The sequence below is a fragment of the Acinetobacter puyangensis genome (assembly GCF_900096995.1).
Taxonomy (GTDB): domain Bacteria; phylum Pseudomonadota; class Gammaproteobacteria; order Pseudomonadales; family Moraxellaceae; genus Acinetobacter; species Acinetobacter puyangensis.
Window position 1 is genome coordinate 765,861 of sequence record NZ_OANT01000001.1, and the last position, 16,761, is coordinate 782,621.

Genomic DNA, 16,761 nt, shown 5'->3' on the forward strand with positions numbered 1-16,761 from the left:
AATCTGGCGCGTTAAACGACACTGAAACAATAAGACATATTGTAATTGAGGTGGGCATGTTAAATTATTGTGCAATATTTAGATTATAAAAATTTAGAACGCCTATGCAACAACAGCAATCCGAACACAACACTTCAGGTTTATTGAAAATCCCGCAAGCATATTGGGCCAGATATTTATTGATTATATTGATTGTTCTGGTGCTCTGGCAATTTGTTACCGGCGGCAGCTCTAATGTACTATTTTCAATATTGGGTTTGACTGTGTTGTTGATTGTGGCAAATTTATTTGAACAACAGCAACGACAAATACAGTCTTTGCAACAACAGCTTTTTGCATTACAACAACGTCTAACAGATCTACCGTCTAAAGATCAGATGTCTTCTGATGCAGCGCAAGCAACGATGACAACGCAATCCTTAGAACAGCCTTTGCCATCTACAGTGCAAGATAAAGAAGGCCCATTCCCTGATGAGGTTGCTGTACCAGATGAAGCAACTTCACAGATTAATTCCACGCCATTACCTAATCAGGTTGCCGTGTCTGTTGCATTGTCCAAACCCCAGGAAGATGCAGATACCTTAAAAGAACTAAAAGCTGTAACGTCCTTATGGCATACAGCGATTGACTGGTTTAAAGGTGGCAATAGCATTGTGCGGATTGCCATTGTGGTGTTATTGATCGGGGTGGTGTTATTGCTACGTTTCGCCAGTGAATATTGGCAGCTTACCTTATCTGCAAAAATGGCAGCGATTGCAGGCGGTGGTTTTGTATTAACGGCTTTGGGTTATGTGTTGCGTAAAAAGCGTTTTGAGTATGCGATTAGTCTGCAAGGGGCAGGCTTGGGAATTGTATTCTTAGTGCTGTTTAGCGCATTTCACCTGCATGTCATTGCATCAATCAGTCTGGCTTATCTAAGTTTGATCGCTTTACTGGCTGCAACCTTAGTATTGGCTTTGCGGCAAAATGCCTTGATTTTGGCTTTTATTGCCTTGGGCAGTGGTTTTGTAGCCCCTTTTATTTTAAATACCGGAAGTAATAATGTTGCTGCAATGATGGCGTACTATTTTGTGTTGAATAGTGCGCTGGCTGTGATTGCATGGTTTAAACCGTGGCGTATTCTCAATACTGTGGCGTTATTAATGACTTTTGGGATTGGTGGATTTGCCGTCTGGTTTAATGCCGAGCCCGGACAGTATTTTCAGATTAGTTGTTGGGTCTGGTTGATCTTTGCCTTATATCTGTTTATTTCGATTCGATACAGCCAATTAATCATTCAGTTTGATCAAAAATTCAGTGATATTCCATTCATTGATAGTACCCTTATTTTTGCCACACCTTTTATGGCCTTTAGTCTTTATGCAGGTCTGGTGGATTCTGATGGTCAGGCCTTAAGTATTGCTAGCGCAATTTTGGCAGCAGTGTATTTGAGCATTGGTTTTGTCCTGCACCGTAAGGTTCATCAACTTACGATTTTGGCACAATGCTTTTATGGACTTGGTTTGGTATTTTTGGCATTAATTTTACCATTCGCCTTTGATGCTTACTGGAGTAGTGTTGGCTGGGCGATTCATGGTGCCGTGGTGCTGTATCTAGGCTGGCGGTATAACATTGTCAATGCCCGATATTTTGGTACGGTCTTATTGCTTGCCAGTGGCATTGCGACGTTATGTGCTGTTATTCTGGACCAGCAAACTGTTTTATTTGCGTCCAGTGTATTGATGTTATGCTATGCACTTGCTGCATATTGTTTAAGATATAATTTACAACAAAGACCACGTTCGGCATTTGAACAATTTTTTTCAATCTTATTTATTATCCTGTCTTTTACCCTTACACCTTATGTGTATCATCGGATCGCTGTTCATTTATCATGGTCCATGTATTTCGTTAGTTTGCCATTACTGCTGTGGTTTTTGATTTTAACGGGCTTATATAGACTTAAAAATAAGGTTTTGGATCGGGATTGGTCGGCCATTAGTTTCATTATTCTAGCGGTTGCTGCATTTCTTACTTTTGCGCATCTGATCGACTTTCACATCGGTGATTTGCTGGCAATTTATCAGCTTAATCATGAAAAAAGACAGCAATTATTCTGGGTCGGTATTTTGTGGCTGGCTGGTTTTGCGGTATTTATTCGCTGCCGAAGCATGCAAGATAAAGTGAGGCAGCTTGCACAACATTATACACTTGCAACCATTGCAGTGCTGTATCTCGGTATATTGGGCGCTGTCTGGTCAAATTCTTTTACATCAATCTATTTGTGGGCGCTTGTCCCGATTATTGTATTTTCTATCACCTTATTTTTTGAAAAATATAAGGATTTACAGTCGTATTGGGTTGGTAATCCCGGCATCATTGTGATTGGGCTGTTATGGCTCTGTTATATCTCGGCCTTACATACAGGGCAGTGGCATTTGCCTTATATCGTGTTGTTGAATCCCGTGGACTTAAGCAGTTTACTCTTATTTGCGATCATCACTTATGCGATTCGACCTTTCTTAATGCAAGGGCAGCGAGAAGTGCAAATCATCAGTGCTGCCAGTATCTTGTTTGTGGGGCTGTTTCTGATCAGTAGCGTATTATTACGGGTTTTATATCACTATGCCGATCTGCCGTACTGGTCGCAACAAGCGTGGGGTAATAGTACCGTGCAAACTTGTCTGACCATTTTATGGACCAGTGTTGCGTTGGTTTTAACGTCACTGGCAAGCCGAAAATCATGGCGTTATATCTGGATGCTGGGGATTGCAGTACTGGCGCTGGTGATTCTAAAACTGATTTTCCTTGATTTGTCACATAGCCATACCTTAACCCGTATTGTTTCTTTTATCGGTAGTGGTTTGATTATGCTGGTGATTGGGTATTTTGCACCCTTACCGCCAAAGGCAAAATTGAACTAAAAAAGGTCTATATGATATAAAACCATTTGATGCTGGTGTAAATATTTAGACTCAGATTTATTATTAACTATGTATCGGACCTTGCAATATGTTATATCAAAAATATTGCAAGGTAAAAATTCACAGCTCGTTATCGTGGTTCGCGTTTGATTTCTTCTTTATTGGCATATTGATCAATATCTTCATTTGTTAATGGTGCTGCTTGTCGTTCTACCAGTCCCATTTTGGGAATTGGGATTTCAATATCATTGTCAATAAAACCATTGCGTATGCGTTCCTGCATTTCATCATGAACCTGAATATAATGTTTTTGCAAAGTCCAGACCGTGAATAATAACTCGATTGAGGATTCCCGAAATGCTGTCACCGCCACCATGGGACGAGGTTCATCTAGTACCAGCGGATAATTATCTGCTACGTCGATCATGACCTGACGGACCTTAACGATGTCTTCATGAAAATTAATAAACAAGGTGATCGGAATACGCCGTATGGGAAAACGGGTTAAATTATAAAACGGTGCCCGGATGAGTTGTTCGTTGGGGACACGGATGACGGTATTATCTAGCGTTTGCAGCTTAACCGAAAGCAGGTCAATCGAAAGTACTTTCCCTTCAAGGGTATGCCCACGAATTAAAGTCAGTTGAATGGTATCACCGACTTCAAATGCACCTTCACCAATCAGAAATAAACCGCTAATCAGGTTGGAGGCAGAGGTTTGAGAAGCAAAACCCAATGCAACCGTTAAAATTCCTGCTGCGCCCAAAAATACGCTGAGTTTAAATCCTGCTTCCCTTAAGCTTGCGATCAGAAATAGAATGAAAATAAAATAGAAAATTCCCCGTCGCCAAATCAGGCGCTGATGTAACGTTAGTCTGGAACCAATGGTTGCAGTAAAGGTATTACTGATGATTCGGGCAATAAAAAAACCGATAAATGCGAATAAAATTGCAAATAAAATTTCCTGAAAACGATCCGTGCTTAGATTCGCCACAAAGCTTTTAAGGGTATCAAGGATTTGCTCAGTGATGTTCAATTCAGCCATGTTTATCCCTAGAAAAGTGATTCAAACATATTAGTAATAAATCCGGCACTTTCAGTGCGTGCAGGCTGTACATACGTCACTTCACCTGCCATGGGGGGGGTACGTGTTTCAATGCGAATACGCGGTGGCCGTTCAATGCTGTCCTGATAGACTTTGATTTCCGAAGTCCATAAACGTCCTGTTTGTTCACTGTGAAATAAGGGCAAGGAATGCACAGGCACATTAATTCGTTCAAGCCGCATCTGCTGATTACTATCATTGTAGAAGTGAATCGGGGTAATGGCACGAAAAGCACGTGGTTTTAACAGGTTGAGATCGGTACTGCCATCCACCGGGGTGGCATAGCATAGCTGGCCTTCCATTTTACTCATACCAAACCAAGTATCTTTGGGACGAATGACAGGAAAATCAAACAGGGGCTTTTTTTGATTATCGACAATGCCGCAAATCCATAAGGGTGTGCTGATAAATAACGAAGCACGTTGACCTGCCGGAATATAGATCGGTTGTACCGGTTTAATCACCACCGAACGATCTGCAAGCCTCGGCAATAAAAATATTTTTTCTCCAGTTCGATTGAACATATAACGTTCAAACAAAATCGGCGCAGGAAATAATTCGTCCGGATCCAGCTTTTGCCAATCCTGCTGGCTCTCATGTTGATTCTGTGGGCGATGATATTCGATACGCCATTCTTTTTCATTACGAATCAAACGGAAATATAGCGAACCAAAGCGCCAAGAATAGGCTTGATGCAGGGAAAAATGAAATTCTCCCCACCATTTTAAATCTGTTTCGACATGGTCTAATTTATTCAACATCACACCCGATGAATATATAGAAAAATAATTTTGTCTTCACCTTATAACATAGTTCAAGTACACTCAAGTAAGCTAATTCATTAGATTTTTGCAAATACCCATGCTTAGACAAACCCAAATCCCTTATAGCTTTGCAAAACGCCATGGCGTGTTGTTTCAATTTGATGGCGATCAAACAAATATAATCCGTTGTCAACACACACCATTTGAGGCATTGCAGGAAGCCCGACGTTTTCTGGGACATTCTGCACATTATCAGCTTGTATCTGATCAGGATTTCCAGAAAATATTGAGCGCAGCCTTTGCTGGAGATACTGGTGAATCGCAACAAGTCGCTGCCGGACTAGAAGACCATCCGGATTTGCTTAGTCTTGCCGATCAAGTGCCGGAAATGGAAGACCTGATGGATCAGGAAGACGATGCTCCGATTGTTCGACTGATTAATGCTTTATTGTCTGAGGCGATTCGTGTTAATGCATCGGATATTCATGTCGAGGTTTTTGAAAAACGCCTTTCCGTGCGCCTACGTGTGGATGGACAATTAAGAGAAATTGTACAGCCGCGTCGTGAACTTGCACCACTTCTGGTGTCTAGGATCAAAGTCATGGCAAGACTGGATATTGCCGAAAAACGTATTCCGCAAGATGGTCGTATCTCACTACGTTTGGCAGGTCGGGAAGTGGATGTGCGTGTGTCGACCTTGCCATCGAGTCATGGTGAGCGGGTGGTGATGCGACTGCTGGATAAACAGGCAGGCCGATTAAACATGACCCATTTAGGCCTGATGGCAGATGATTACCAACGTCTAAGCTATCTGGTGCATCGTCCACATGGCATCATTCTGGTAACCGGACCAACCGGTTCGGGGAAAACCACCACACTGTATGCCGCGCTTTCCGACTTGAATGATAATACCCGCAATATTCTAACTGCCGAAGATCCGATTGAATACCAACTTGAAGGTATCGGGCAAACACAGGTCAATACCAAAGTGGATATGACCTTTGCCCGTGCATTAAAAGCCATGTTACGTCAAGATCCAGATGTGGTGATGGTCGGGGAAATTCGGGATCTGGAAACGGCTGAAATCGCAGTACAGGCTTCATTAACAGGTCATTTGGTACTGTCAACCTTACACACCAATACCGCAATTGGTGCAGTGACACGATTAAAAGATATGGGGATCGAACCCTTTCTGTTATCCAGTTCCTTGATCGGTGTTGTGGCACAGCGGTTGGTACGAACATTGTGTTCACATTGTTTGCAATGGAAAGATGCAGATGAGCATGAACAACAATTGTTTGAGCAAATGCAACATAGCACACCATTGAAAATTCCACATCCCGTAGGCTGTGATAAATGTAATCAATCCGGATTTAGTGGGCGAACTGCAATATACGAAGTGGTGCCGATTGATGATCATATGCGCCGCTTGATCCATGGTAATGCGGCTGAGTATGAACTGGAAACTTATGCCCGAAAACAATCGCAATCGATTCGCCACGACGGCTTAAGAAAAGTGCTTGCAGGCAAAACCACTGTAGAGGAAGTATTAAGAGTGACCAATCAGGAAGAAGTGGTTTAACACGATTAATCTTCCTTGATCTGCTGTGATGGTGGTTCTAAAAGTGTAGAGGCAGGTACGCCAAGCGTATCTGCCAGTTTATAAATATTAATTAAAGCAATGTTGCGTTTTCCTCTTTCGACTTCACCTAAATAACTTCTGGCTATGCCACATTCCAAGGCTAATTTCTCTTGAGAAATTCCTCTGATTTTTCGTAATTCTTTTAAACGCAAGCCAAATAGAACGAGAGGGTTATCTTCCATATCATCATATGTACAAATAAAAATGATATTAGAAGTACACGCTCTATAAGACCACGCCTTATAAGAGCACGTGATATAAGAACACACGTTAAAAGTGCACACTATATAAGTGACATTTTTTATTTTTTAATATATTATTAATCTTTGTAAAAGTTATACATTGGATTAAAAATTTCAATTCAGCTGAGAGAATAGTATGTCTAATATTCCAAGAAATGGTTATGGTATAGATTTTAGTATCAATGAGTGGTTAAACTTTTTAGGATTTCCTGTTTTTGCCGCAATTGTAGGAGTTTTAATTGGTGGTGTTATTTCTAAAGTATTAAATTTTGGAAATATTGGTACAATGATTTTGATATCAGGTTTGGCAGGTATTGCTTATAGTTATGTTTCTACTTATTATTCTCCAAATAAAAATTTAATTATTAATTTAGTCGTGATAGGGATTGGTGGATTTATTATTTATACTGCTTTAATGAGTTACTTTAATAAAATGGCTGTTGAAATAATTACAAATACTAGTTTGTCAGATATACATTCAACAATACAATATATGGAAAATCATGATTCTGAGATTCGGGCATTTCAGGTATCATGGGCGATTAGTCTTATTCTTGGCATTGTAATCTGTATAAAACGAGGAAAACATTTTTCTGATAAAACAATAAAGGTGTGATAATAGAATAAACGAGAGTTTTTGATATTAAAGATATTGTTCTTCTGTCCTGTTTACTATACATTTTTGACATCAAATATATCACTGGGCAATTCTCACATCGATAGACATTGCCCATATTGATCATCTATAAGACTTAAGCAATTAATGTCGAATCTACAGCAAGCGGTTGCAATCCTTTTACGATATTTTGAAAATCTGAACCATTGAGCCAAAAGGATTTTTTTAAGAATAATGTCATCATGATGTTTTCTGCATCATCACTTTCGGGATCTGGACAGAATAAACCGTAACAGTTACCTAGAACAGTGTTATTCTCGATAAAACGAATATAGTAGGCATGTTGTTCATTGGCATAGCCGAGAATGGCATCACGTTGAGTATTCATTGTCGTTCTCCATATCATCAAATTTAGATTTGATAATTGCATTGTTATGTAAAATTTATCTTTCGTCAACTTGAATTTGTAACTTTTTCAAGTTATGATGATTTCGATTGATAAAACAGACAATTAGGAGGCATGATGTCCAATGCGGGTAAAAATGAGCATGGCGGTGCCAGAGCCAATGCTGGACGTAAAGCCAAATTTCAGGAACCGACCAAAGTCATTCGTGTGCCGGAGTCACAGGTTGCTTTTATCAAAAAGTGGTTACTGGAAAATGTCAAAAGTGGCAATTTGATCGATTTTAATTCCTCGGTCAAAGCCAAACCTGTACAGCCGAATCCTAATAAAACCTATCATATTCCGTTGGCAACGGAGCGTGTTGCCGCAGGTTTTCCTTCACCGGCACAGGATCATGTTGAGCAGGCACTGGATTTAAATGAATATCTGATTCGTAATGAAAATGCCACCTTTATCGTCAAGGCCAATTCCTTATCCATGCTGGGGGCTGGCATTGATATTGATGACCCTTTGATTGTTGATCGCAGTATTCCTGCCAAAGCCGGAGATATTGTCATTGCTATGGTTGATACCGAATTTACTGTCAAACGTCTAATGGTTGATCATCATTTTGAGCCGCCCAAAGTCTGGTTAAAAGCTGAAAATCCTGAATTTCAGAATATTTATATTGAAGAAGGTCAGGAGCTAGTGATTTGGGGTGTGGTCACTTATAACTTAAAACGTATGCGGTAATTCTGTCATGACAGTGCAACGTATCTTTGCCTTGATTGATATTAACAATGCATATGTGTGTTGCGAGCGGGTGTTTGATCCTAAACTTCATAATCGTCCTGTAGTGGTTTTATCCAATAATGATGGGTGTGTAGTTTCCCGATCTGTAGAGGCCAAGGCGATTGGCATTAAGATGGCTGTACCGTTATTTCAGATTCAGCATTTAATCAAACAGCATCAAGTCGTAGTACTGTCTAGCAATTATGCATTGTATGCCGAAATGTCCAGACGTTTTATGAACATTTTAGGTGGTTTTGTCGGTGAGGGTGAACAGGAAATTTATTCTATTGATGAATGTTTTCTGGAATTAACTGGCCAGCATCGTTATCCATTAAATGATTATGCGAAAATTATTTTAGATACCATAAAAACATGGCTAGGTTTAGAATGCTGTATCGGGATTGGCTATTCCAAAACTCAAGCTAAACTCGCCAATCATCTTGCCAAGACTTACCCATCATTCAAGGGAATTTGTAACATTGTGGATGAAGATCCCTGCATTATCGAAGATTTGTTAAGTAATACGTCGGTTGGTGAAGTCTGGGGTGTAGGGCGAAAAATTAAAAAACGGTTAGAACAATTTAATATTCATTCGGTCATGGATTTAATTCAGGCGGATGAAAAACAATTAGGCAAGCATTTTTCAGTGATGCTGGAAAATACGGTGCGGGAATTACAGGGTACGGCCTGTATCGAAATTGAAGACCAACAGACTGATCGTCGGCAAATTATCAGTAGTCGAAGTTTTGGTCACCCGATCAAGGATCATCATAGTTTAAGTGGAGCATTGACTGAATTTAGCCTAAGAGCAGTAGAACGCTTGCGGCAACAAAAGCTATTGTGTAAAACGGTCGGGATCAGTATTCGTACCAGTCGCTTCCAACAGAATGATTATTTTCATCCTTATATGATGGTTCATTTACAGGATTATAGTGATGATGTACTGGAAATTAATCAGGCGGTTCAGCAGGGATTAAATCGAATTTTTAAGGCGGGATATATTTATAAAAAGGCTGGCGTATTATTGCTGGATATTATTCCACGGCAACAGCATGCACCGGATTTATTTTTTGATCCGGACAAAAGAATACAGCGTGAAAAATTGTCTGATACGCTGGAAAAAATGAATAAAAAATTCGGTAAGGATACGCTGGTGCCGGGACGATTAGTTAGCTTGAAACCCAAGCTGTGGGCAATGAATCAGAATCATCGCTCACCAGCTTATTTAACCCGATGGGGAGAGTTATTACGGGTAAATTGAGCATATTGTAAAATTGAATATATAAAGAAAACCTAAACCTATAAGCAGTGAATATTTTAACGATGAGATATTTAAACCAGAAATAAATGAATCAAACTTGGTCCAACCAACACCATTAAAATCCCTGCAATCACCATGGTCAAACTGGCAATGACACCTTCTTCATTATCACGTTGTTGGGCGCGGGCAGTACCAAAACCATGTGCACCATTGCCCAAGGCTGCACCATTGGCAATATTGGAACGGACATGGGTTAATGCCAGAATTAAGTCACCGAAGATCATACCCACCAGACCGGTAATCACGGTAAATAAAGACACCAATGTGGCTGAACCGTGTAAATCCTGTGCCAGAACAATGGCAAAAGGGGTAGAGATCGAACGTGCCATTAAACTGCTGGTGACTTCTGAATCAAAGTGGAACAATTGTGCCATGGCATACGCACTATAAACTCCGACACTCATCCCGACAAAAATAGCGACAGACAACACCAGAATATGTTTTTTAATGATGTCACGATGCCGATAAATTGGTACGGCAAATGCGACAGTTGCAGGTCCGAGCAGATTAACAATCCACTGCGTATCCTGTGCATAGGTTTGATAGGAAATACCAAAAATAAACATCAGGATAATGGTTAAGGTCGGCACAGTAATCGCTGGTGATAACCATACTTTGGTATGTTTCTGATAGATTTTTTTGGCAATTATATAGGCCACAATCGTCCAGACTAAACATGCAACTGCCCAGATATTCATGCTGTACTCCTTAAGGTTTTAATGGCGTGTTTTTATTGCTGTAAGTCATGGTTAATCAATATGATGCAGACGTTTGCGGACATGCCAGTATTTTTTGAAACGATACAGATAATGAATGGTCAAACTGGTACTGACCATCACCAACATCGTACCGACACCAATACTCAGCACCAATTGCCAGCCTTCGGTCATGAATAATTCCTTGTATTGCACAACAGCGACGACAATCGGTAAGAAAAATAACACCAGCTCTCTTAAAATAACCTGTGCACCCGTTTCGACATACTGGATTTTGATTATTCCCAGTAATAAACAGGCCAGAAGTACAAACATGCCTAAAATACCGGAGGAAATCGGAATATTTAAAACTTTATTCAATACATCACCAATCAGCCAGAAACCTGCCAATAAGGCGAGTTGTCCGATTAGTCTGACTAAACTTTTAAAGTAATTCTGAGAAAGATTCATGGTCGGTATGGATAATCGTTATAGATTGATTTGATAGTTCTATGTTAAGGCGAACTTAATATGGTGAATATGAATTATATGGTTTAAAATTATGCGTAAATAGAATAATTATTTTATGTTTGCCAAGTGATGGGGTTTGATTATGGTTTCTCTCAAATTATTACAGTGTTTTGTGACGCTGGTAGACACGAAAAGTTTTACCAGAACCGCAGAGCTTTTATATTTGACTCAGCCAACCATCAGTAAGAACTTGCAACAATTGGAACAGGAACTCCAGGTTGAGTTGCTGGTTAAGTCGGATCATGCCAGAAAACGTCAAATCGAATTGACGGAAATAGGGCAACGTGTTTACCAGCATGCGCTAGAGATGTTGCAAATTGAGCATGATTTACGACAGGACATTAAAAATTATAGTGCGCTGAAAGTTGGGACTTTACAAATGGGCGTGCCGCCGTTGGGAGCACAGTTATTGACCTCGGCTTTATTTGAATTTCATCGGCAATGGCCACAAATCAAACTATCATTTCTGGAAGTCGGCTCCAAAGGCATCGAACAGGCATTATTGAATAATGAACTGGATGTGGGCGTTTTACTGGAACCGATTCAGCATGATATTTTTAATCATGTTGAGCTCTGTGATTATCCGCTGATGGTGGTACTACGTCATGATTCACAATGGGCCAAGCGCAGCAGCATTGCATTGGAAGAATTACGTCATCAGGCATTTCTTCTGTTTCAGGAAAACTTTTCTTTAAATGAAATGATTTTAAATGCCTGTTTGGCGAATGGCTTTGAACCTAATATTGTCTGTCGTAGCAGTCAATGGGGATTATTGGCAGATATGGTCTATCAGCGTATGGGTGTGGCGTTATTACCGAAATATTATACGCAAATGCTTGATCCAGAAAAATTTGCAGCTGTGACTTTAGAACAGCCGGAAATTCGTTGGCATCTGGTGATGGCCTGGAAAAAGAACATCATTATATCGCCAGCAGTTGCGGCATGGATTGCGGTACTTCGACAACATTTTAAAGAGGTAAAACGCGCCTGACTCATTCTCATGGATAATGGGATAGACTATAAAAATACTGCCATTTTAAAATTAATTTACTAACTTTAGTTCAATATAAGATGAGTAAAAGAATATTTGATACGCAGAAAAGTCGGTTGCATGTTCGAGGTCAGGACGGTATATGTAATATAGTGTTTTTCAATTAATTATTTTAGTAGAGTGGTATTTGACCGAGTTTGCAACTGACAAAATGGTTTTGCCTACTTTTCCCGAAAGAAAAGTAGGTCGAACCGAAGGTTAATCCTAATTGATGAGTGAATATTGTAAGACCCCGACTTATAATCCTTTAGACTAAGATCTTACATACTAAATTTCAGCAAACTCAGGGTAACTAGATTAAACAGAATTATTTTTTCTTGTTTTCCAGTTGTGGAACCGCAGAACCTTGTGCAATCGACAATAAACCAGCGTTGGAATACAGACCCAGTTTGGCACGGGTATCGGTGATATCCAGATTACGCATGGTCAATTGACCAATACGGTCGGCCGGACTAAAGGTTGAATCACCTTTTTCCATGGTCAGACGTTCTGCTTCATAAGTCAGATTCGGTGATTCTGTATTTAAAATGGTGTAGTCATTACCACGACGTAATTCAAGTGTCACCTCACCTGTAATCGCTTTGGCGATCCAGTGCTGTGCAGCTTCACGTAACATTAATGCTTGTGAATCGAACCAGCGACCCTGATAGAGTAAACGACCCAGACGCAAGCCATTGATACGATATTGCTCAATGGTGTCTTCGTTGTGAATACCTGTCAATAAACGCTCGTAGGTAATATGCAGTAAAGCCATACCCGGTGCTTCATAAATCCCACGGGATTTGGCTTCGATGATACGGTTTTCAATCTGATCCGACATACCCAGACCATGACGACCACCAATGCGGTTCGCTTCCAGAATCAATTCCACAGGATTGTCAAAAGTCTGACCATTTAATGCAACTGGCATACCTTCTTCAAAACGTACAGTAACTTCTTCCGCTTCGATTTTGACATCTTCTTTCCAGAACGCTACACCCATAATCGGTTCTACGATTTTGATACCGGCATTTAGATATTCAAGATCTTTTGCTTCGTGCGTTGCACCCAGCATATTTGAATCGGTAGAGTAGGCTTTTTCTTTTGACATTTTGTAGTCAAAGCCATTGTCGATCAAAAATTGTGACATTTCGGCACGACCACCGAGTTCATCAATAAATGTTTGATCAAGCCATGGTTTATAAATTTTCAAATTTGGATTGGTCAATAAACCGTAGCGATAGAAACGCTCGATATCATTGCCTTTATAGGTCGAACCATCACCCCAGATATTAACATCATCTTCTTTCATGGCTGTAACAAGCATGGTACCTGTAACCGCACGACCCAGTGGTGTGGTATTAAAATAAGGTACACCACCGGTATGAATATGGAATGCACCACACTGAATTGCGGCAATGCCTTCTAATGCAAGCTGTAAACGACAATCAACCAAACGTGCTTTTACTGCACCATAATTTTCCGCTTTCTTTGGGATGGCATCATAATCATCTTCGTCGGGTTGACCAAGATTGGCAGTATAGGCATAAGGTTCTGCGCCTTTTTGTTTCATCCACAATAAAGCAGCAGAAGTATCCAGACCGCCAGAGAAGGCAATCCCAACTTTTTTCCCTACTGGTACATGCTGCAAGATAGTTGCATTATCAGTCATTGCTAGTCCTAACATTTTGAAAATAGGCAACATTGCGAACAGTGTTGCCATGAAGAATTTAAAATTGCCGTATTATAACACTATTCAAATCGCTTGTTTTACTAAAAACAAGGCAAAACAATATTTCCGCGATTTACAAAATGACGGTGATTCTTATGTTGAAAATCTAGAGGGCACAGCAGGGCAAAAACAATTATCCCGCCTTCCGGTTGCGTATTACAGTACTCAAAATTATAAAGAATAAAAGATTGATATCATTGCCAGTAGATCCAAAGCCTTAGTTCTTGCTTGCAAAGATTAAAAAAGAATCCCTGAAACGTTTCGGGGATTCTTTTTGATCGATGATAAGAAAATCTCGTTTAATAACATTAAAGCTTGCAGAGCATGAGCAATAAACTTATAATTGATATGTTATAATATAACATTAATCGGAGTTTAGCATGCAAGTCTTATCATCGTTAAAAAGTGCCAAAAAGCGTTCCAGTGATTGCCAAATCGTCAGAAGACGAGGCAAATTATTTGTGATTTGTAAATCCAATCCACGCTTTAAGGCGCGTCAAGGGTAATGATTGTTGTACAATTATTGATAAAGCAATACAAACCCATACAAAATCCCCCTTCATCGCTTAAGTTATTTTTTTACAATAGTATTTTTTAAATATAACGGATTAAGCGATGAATAAAATTTTTAGTCTGACCTGTGCTGTAACAGGCATTTTAATTTTGTCAGCATGTCATCATAGTAATAATGATAATTCTACCGACCCTCAACCTACTGCTCAAGTGAGTAGTCCCCAGCTTGGTATAACTGTGCCAGATCCAGCACATACTGCCGAAAATTCTTTGGACTGGAATGGTGCTTATCAAGGCGTTTTGCCTTGTGCCGATTGTCCGGGGATCAAAACAGTTCTAATACTTAATCTTGATAAAACTTATAGTCTGGAAGAAACTTATTTGGAGCGGCAGGTTAAACCTTTTGTTGCCAAAGGCACTTTTCAATTTGATAAAACCAATTCATCTTTAATTGTTCTCGATGGTGCAGCAGATAATCGTATATTTTTTATCGGTGAGGGTTTTGCCGAAGCACGTGCTTTAGATGGTTCCGCCATTAACGGACCGATGAAGGCGCATTATCAATTGAGAAAAATAAACTAGATTACGGTTCAATGCAGATCGTACCGTATCCCAACTGATCCAATATGCCTGCGGGTATATTGGATTTTCAACATAATTCCAAGACTAATAAACTTTCGATCAATGGTCATGTCTGACTTGCTTCATTGGTTAAAAATTGATAGTTTTGTTTTGTAGATGTCATGGTCATAACAATAATATCAGGGACAAAAGTATGGATGCATTTGTTAAGAACTGGTCCGCCGGATTTATCCTGTTCGGATGTTTAACGACAACAGTGGTTTATGCAGTGGAGACGGTTTCAGATGAAAAACTGGCAAATACGGCAAGTCAGAACACGATTGTCAGTGATTTAACCGAGACTAATAAGACCAATTTTTTGATTGAAGAAGATTTACTAAAACGGGAAATGCCTGCTTATCAGTCGATTAAGCTATTGAATATACAATATCCGAATAGTTTTGAGAAAGTAACAGCCACGCAAAAAGAGAATAGCACGCAGGATTTTGGCTCGGAATCGTATAGCTATCGTTGGGCTGGCAATTATCAGGACATTTATGATGTAAATAAATCAGGTCAGGTTTTCTTTAATCAGCAGTCTGGTTATTATGAATTGAGCAATGTTCGAGGGCTGGTCAGGGTAAATGTTGACACCTATTGATGCTGTTTTTGCAGCCTCAATCCCATATTGAACATATCAATTTAGCTATAAAAAAACCTGCGAATGCAGGTTTTTTGGGGTTTATTTCGCCTTTAAAGGCCAGCGGCATCTTTTAATAATTGGGCTTTATCGGTTTGTTCCCATGTAAACGCATGTGCTGACCCTTGACGACCAAAATGACCATAGGTTGCTGTTTGCTTATACATTGGCTGTAACAGATCAAGCATGCGGGTAATGCCATAAGGACGTAAATCAAAATGTTCACGAATCAAGGCAATAATGGTTTCTTCCGGAATTTTTGCTGTACCAAACGTGTTGATCGAGATTGAGGTAGGTTCGGCAACCCCAATCGCATAGCTCACCTGAATTTCACATTTATCGGCAAGTCCGGCAGCCACAATATTTTTGGCAACATAACGACCAGCATAGGCCGCAGAACGGTCAACTTTGGATGGATCTTTACCAGAAAATGCCCCACCACCATGGCGCGCCATACCGCCATAAGTATCAACAATAATCTTGCGCCCAGTCAGACCGCAGTCGCCTACAGGACCACCGATCACAAACAATCCGGTGGGGTTGATGTGAAATTTGGTATCGGCATGGAACATTTCATTGGGAATCACTTTTTTGATGATTTCCTCAATGACCGCTTCTTTTAAATCGACCTGAGAAATTTCCGGATCATGCTGGGTAGAAAGCACCACTGCATCAAGACGCACAGGCATGCCATTTTCATATGCAAATGTCACCTGACTTTTTGCATCTGGACGTAACCATGGCAAAATTCCCTGACGACGTAATTCTGCCTGTTTTTCCATTAAACGGTGAGCATAGGAAATTGGCGCAGGCATCAATACTTCTGTTTCACGGCTGGCATAACCAAACATCAAACCCTGATCACCAGCGCCCTGATCTTCAGGTTTTTGACGATCTACACCTTGAGCAATTTCGGGCGATTGTTTTCCGATCATATTGATCACGGCACAGGTTGAGCCATCAAAACCCAGATCGGAATGATGATAGCCAATACCGTTTACAGTATGACGAACAACTGCTTCAACATCAATATTTGCCGTTGTCGTCACTTCACCAGCGAGAACGACTGCACCTGTTTTGACTAAAGTTTCGCAGGCGACACGTGCATATTTATCTTGTTCTAATATTGCATCAAGAATAGCATCACTAATTTGGTCAGCCATTTTGTCTGGATGACCCTCACTGACGGATTCAGAGGTAAATACAGCGTATTCGCGCATGGATATTCCAAA

General features: G+C 40.2%; 18 protein-coding genes. 10 read left to right on the forward strand and 8 right to left on the reverse strand.

Annotated elements, in window-relative coordinates:
• Nucleotides 1-104 precede the first annotated feature (104 nt).
• Entirely contained in the window at nucleotides 105-2,903 is a 2,799-nt protein-coding gene (locus CRO21_RS03565) for a DUF2339 domain-containing protein (protein WP_097077936.1), read from the forward strand.
• A 130-nt stretch (nucleotides 2,904-3,033) separates the two neighbouring features.
• Here CRO21_RS03565 and CRO21_RS03570 read toward each other — a convergent pair whose 3' ends face one another.
• Together CRO21_RS03570 and CRO21_RS03575 are read right to left on the reverse strand one after the other, a co-directional pair.
• On the reverse strand, nucleotides 3,034-3,948 hold the full coding sequence (locus CRO21_RS03570) for a mechanosensitive ion channel family protein (RefSeq protein ID WP_097077937.1): 915 nt from the start codon (nucleotides 3,946-3,948) through the stop codon (nucleotides 3,034-3,036).
• An 8-nt stretch (nucleotides 3,949-3,956) separates the two neighbouring features.
• Complete coding sequence (locus tag CRO21_RS03575; RefSeq protein ID WP_097077938.1) at nucleotides 3,957-4,769, reverse strand: hypothetical protein; 813 nt, start codon at nucleotides 4,767-4,769, stop codon at nucleotides 3,957-3,959.
• A gap of 100 nt (nucleotides 4,770-4,869) precedes the next feature.
• On the opposite strand from CRO21_RS03575, the gene gspE reads away from it, so the two are divergent.
• Nucleotides 4,870-6,354 carry a type II secretion system ATPase GspE gene (gene gspE, locus CRO21_RS03580; RefSeq protein ID WP_378234908.1) on the forward strand — a complete coding sequence of 495 codons (1,485 nt, stop codon included), beginning with the start codon at nucleotides 4,870-4,872 and terminating at the stop codon, nucleotides 6,352-6,354.
• 5 nt (nucleotides 6,355-6,359) lie between these two features.
• On the opposite strand, the gene CRO21_RS03585 is transcribed toward gspE, so the two are convergent.
• Nucleotides 6,360-6,596: a helix-turn-helix domain-containing protein gene (locus CRO21_RS03585; protein ID WP_097077939.1), complete on the reverse strand. Its 237-nt coding sequence runs from the start codon at nucleotides 6,594-6,596 to the stop codon at nucleotides 6,360-6,362.
• A gap of 196 nt (nucleotides 6,597-6,792) precedes the next feature.
• On the opposite strand from CRO21_RS03585, the gene CRO21_RS03590 reads away from it, so the two are divergent.
• Nucleotides 6,793-7,272, forward strand: a complete 480-nt coding sequence (locus CRO21_RS03590) for a hypothetical protein (RefSeq protein ID WP_097077940.1) — start codon at nucleotides 6,793-6,795, stop codon at nucleotides 7,270-7,272.
• 136 nt (nucleotides 7,273-7,408) lie between these two features.
• Here the strand turns inward: CRO21_RS03590 and CRO21_RS03595 are convergent, their stop codons facing one another.
• Nucleotides 7,409-7,660 carry a hypothetical protein gene (locus tag CRO21_RS03595; RefSeq protein WP_087618975.1) on the reverse strand — a complete coding sequence of 84 codons (252 nt, stop codon included), beginning with the start codon at nucleotides 7,658-7,660 and terminating at the stop codon, nucleotides 7,409-7,411.
• Between the two features lie 135 nt (nucleotides 7,661-7,795).
• Between CRO21_RS03595 and CRO21_RS03600 the strand changes: the two genes are divergently transcribed.
• Together CRO21_RS03600 and CRO21_RS03605 are read left to right on the forward strand one after the other, a co-directional pair.
• Entirely contained in the window at nucleotides 7,796-8,407 is a 612-nt protein-coding gene (locus tag CRO21_RS03600) for a LexA family protein (protein WP_097077941.1), read from the forward strand.
• Between the two features lie 7 nt (nucleotides 8,408-8,414).
• Nucleotides 8,415-9,707 carry a Y-family DNA polymerase gene (locus tag CRO21_RS03605; RefSeq protein ID WP_097077942.1) on the forward strand — a complete coding sequence of 431 codons (1,293 nt, stop codon included), beginning with the start codon at nucleotides 8,415-8,417 and terminating at the stop codon, nucleotides 9,705-9,707.
• A gap of 71 nt (nucleotides 9,708-9,778) precedes the next feature.
• Here the strand turns inward: CRO21_RS03605 and CRO21_RS03610 are convergent, their stop codons facing one another.
• A complete protein-coding gene (locus CRO21_RS03610; RefSeq protein WP_097077943.1) occupies nucleotides 9,779-10,465 on the reverse strand; it encodes an LrgB family protein in 687 nt (228 codons plus the stop codon).
• 51 nt (nucleotides 10,466-10,516) lie between these two features.
• Complete coding sequence (locus CRO21_RS03615; protein WP_097077944.1) at nucleotides 10,517-10,933, reverse strand: CidA/LrgA family protein; 417 nt, start codon at nucleotides 10,931-10,933, stop codon at nucleotides 10,517-10,519.
• A gap of 142 nt (nucleotides 10,934-11,075) precedes the next feature.
• On the opposite strand from CRO21_RS03615, the gene CRO21_RS03620 reads away from it, so the two are divergent.
• Nucleotides 11,076-11,984 carry a LysR family transcriptional regulator gene (locus CRO21_RS03620; RefSeq protein WP_097077945.1) on the forward strand — a complete coding sequence of 303 codons (909 nt, stop codon included), beginning with the start codon at nucleotides 11,076-11,078 and terminating at the stop codon, nucleotides 11,982-11,984.
• Nucleotides 11,985-12,351: 367 nt separating this feature from the next.
• Here the strand turns inward: CRO21_RS03620 and argG are convergent, their stop codons facing one another.
• Nucleotides 12,352-13,710 carry an argininosuccinate synthase gene (gene argG / locus CRO21_RS03625; protein ID WP_097078132.1) on the reverse strand — a complete coding sequence of 453 codons (1,359 nt, stop codon included), beginning with the start codon at nucleotides 13,708-13,710 and terminating at the stop codon, nucleotides 12,352-12,354.
• Nucleotides 13,711-13,744: 34 nt separating this feature from the next.
• On the opposite strand from argG, the gene CRO21_RS03630 reads away from it, so the two are divergent.
• From CRO21_RS03630 to CRO21_RS03645, 4 genes are all read left to right on the forward strand, one after another.
• Nucleotides 13,745-13,939 carry a hypothetical protein gene (locus tag CRO21_RS03630; RefSeq protein WP_097077946.1) on the forward strand — a complete coding sequence of 65 codons (195 nt, stop codon included), beginning with the start codon at nucleotides 13,745-13,747 and terminating at the stop codon, nucleotides 13,937-13,939.
• 196 nt (nucleotides 13,940-14,135) lie between these two features.
• Nucleotides 14,136-14,261, forward strand: coding sequence for a type B 50S ribosomal protein L36 (gene ykgO, locus CRO21_RS03635; RefSeq protein WP_087618967.1), 126 nt, complete (start codon nucleotides 14,136-14,138; stop codon nucleotides 14,259-14,261).
• Nucleotides 14,262-14,370: 109 nt separating this feature from the next.
• Nucleotides 14,371-14,850 (forward strand): copper resistance protein NlpE, encoded by a 480-nt coding sequence (locus tag CRO21_RS03640; protein WP_097077947.1) that lies wholly within the window; start codon nucleotides 14,371-14,373, stop codon nucleotides 14,848-14,850.
• A 193-nt stretch (nucleotides 14,851-15,043) separates the two neighbouring features.
• Nucleotides 15,044-15,490 (forward strand): hypothetical protein, encoded by a 447-nt coding sequence (locus CRO21_RS03645; RefSeq protein ID WP_097077948.1) that lies wholly within the window; start codon nucleotides 15,044-15,046, stop codon nucleotides 15,488-15,490.
• A 92-nt stretch (nucleotides 15,491-15,582) separates the two neighbouring features.
• Here the strand turns inward: CRO21_RS03645 and metK are convergent, their stop codons facing one another.
• A complete protein-coding gene (metK, locus tag CRO21_RS03650) occupies nucleotides 15,583-16,749 on the reverse strand; it encodes a methionine adenosyltransferase (protein ID WP_097077949.1) in 1,167 nt (388 codons plus the stop codon).
• Nucleotides 16,750-16,761: the final 12 nt, after the last annotated feature.

What these genes read in the sequence shown, in the direction of transcription:
- metK (WP_097077949.1), bottom strand. Translation starts at nt 16,749, where the DNA reads ATGCGCGAATACGCTGTATTTACCTCTGAATCCGTCAGTGAGGGTCAT.
- CRO21_RS03575 (WP_097077938.1), bottom strand. Translation starts at nt 4,769, where the DNA reads ATGTTGAATAAATTAGACCATGTCGAAACAGATTTAAAATGGTGGGGA.
- CRO21_RS03605 (WP_097077942.1), top strand. Translation starts at nt 8,415, where the DNA reads ATGACAGTGCAACGTATCTTTGCCTTGATTGATATTAACAATGCATAT.
- CRO21_RS03610 (WP_097077943.1), bottom strand. Translation starts at nt 10,465, where the DNA reads ATGAATATCTGGGCAGTTGCATGTTTAGTCTGGACGATTGTGGCCTAT.
- CRO21_RS03570 (WP_097077937.1), bottom strand. Translation starts at nt 3,948, where the DNA reads ATGGCTGAATTGAACATCACTGAGCAAATCCTTGATACCCTTAAAAGC.
- gspE (WP_378234908.1), top strand. Translation starts at nt 4,870, where the DNA reads ATGCTTAGACAAACCCAAATCCCTTATAGCTTTGCAAAACGCCATGGC.
- CRO21_RS03615 (WP_097077944.1), bottom strand. Translation starts at nt 10,933, where the DNA reads ATGAATCTTTCTCAGAATTACTTTAAAAGTTTAGTCAGACTAATCGGA.
- ykgO (WP_087618967.1), top strand. Translation starts at nt 14,136, where the DNA reads ATGCAAGTCTTATCATCGTTAAAAAGTGCCAAAAAGCGTTCCAGTGAT.
- CRO21_RS03565 (WP_097077936.1), top strand. Translation starts at nt 105, where the DNA reads ATGCAACAACAGCAATCCGAACACAACACTTCAGGTTTATTGAAAATC.
- CRO21_RS03640 (WP_097077947.1), top strand. Translation starts at nt 14,371, where the DNA reads ATGAATAAAATTTTTAGTCTGACCTGTGCTGTAACAGGCATTTTAATT.
- CRO21_RS03600 (WP_097077941.1), top strand. Translation starts at nt 7,796, where the DNA reads ATGTCCAATGCGGGTAAAAATGAGCATGGCGGTGCCAGAGCCAATGCT.
- argG (WP_097078132.1), bottom strand. Translation starts at nt 13,710, where the DNA reads ATGTTAGGACTAGCAATGACTGATAATGCAACTATCTTGCAGCATGTA.
- CRO21_RS03630 (WP_097077946.1), top strand. Translation starts at nt 13,745, where the DNA reads ATGAAGAATTTAAAATTGCCGTATTATAACACTATTCAAATCGCTTGT.
- CRO21_RS03645 (WP_097077948.1), top strand. Translation starts at nt 15,044, where the DNA reads ATGGATGCATTTGTTAAGAACTGGTCCGCCGGATTTATCCTGTTCGGA.
- CRO21_RS03585 (WP_097077939.1), bottom strand. Translation starts at nt 6,596, where the DNA reads ATGGAAGATAACCCTCTCGTTCTATTTGGCTTGCGTTTAAAAGAATTA.
- CRO21_RS03595 (WP_087618975.1), bottom strand. Translation starts at nt 7,660, where the DNA reads ATGAATACTCAACGTGATGCCATTCTCGGCTATGCCAATGAACAACAT.
- CRO21_RS03590 (WP_097077940.1), top strand. Translation starts at nt 6,793, where the DNA reads ATGTCTAATATTCCAAGAAATGGTTATGGTATAGATTTTAGTATCAAT.
- CRO21_RS03620 (WP_097077945.1), top strand. Translation starts at nt 11,076, where the DNA reads ATGGTTTCTCTCAAATTATTACAGTGTTTTGTGACGCTGGTAGACACG.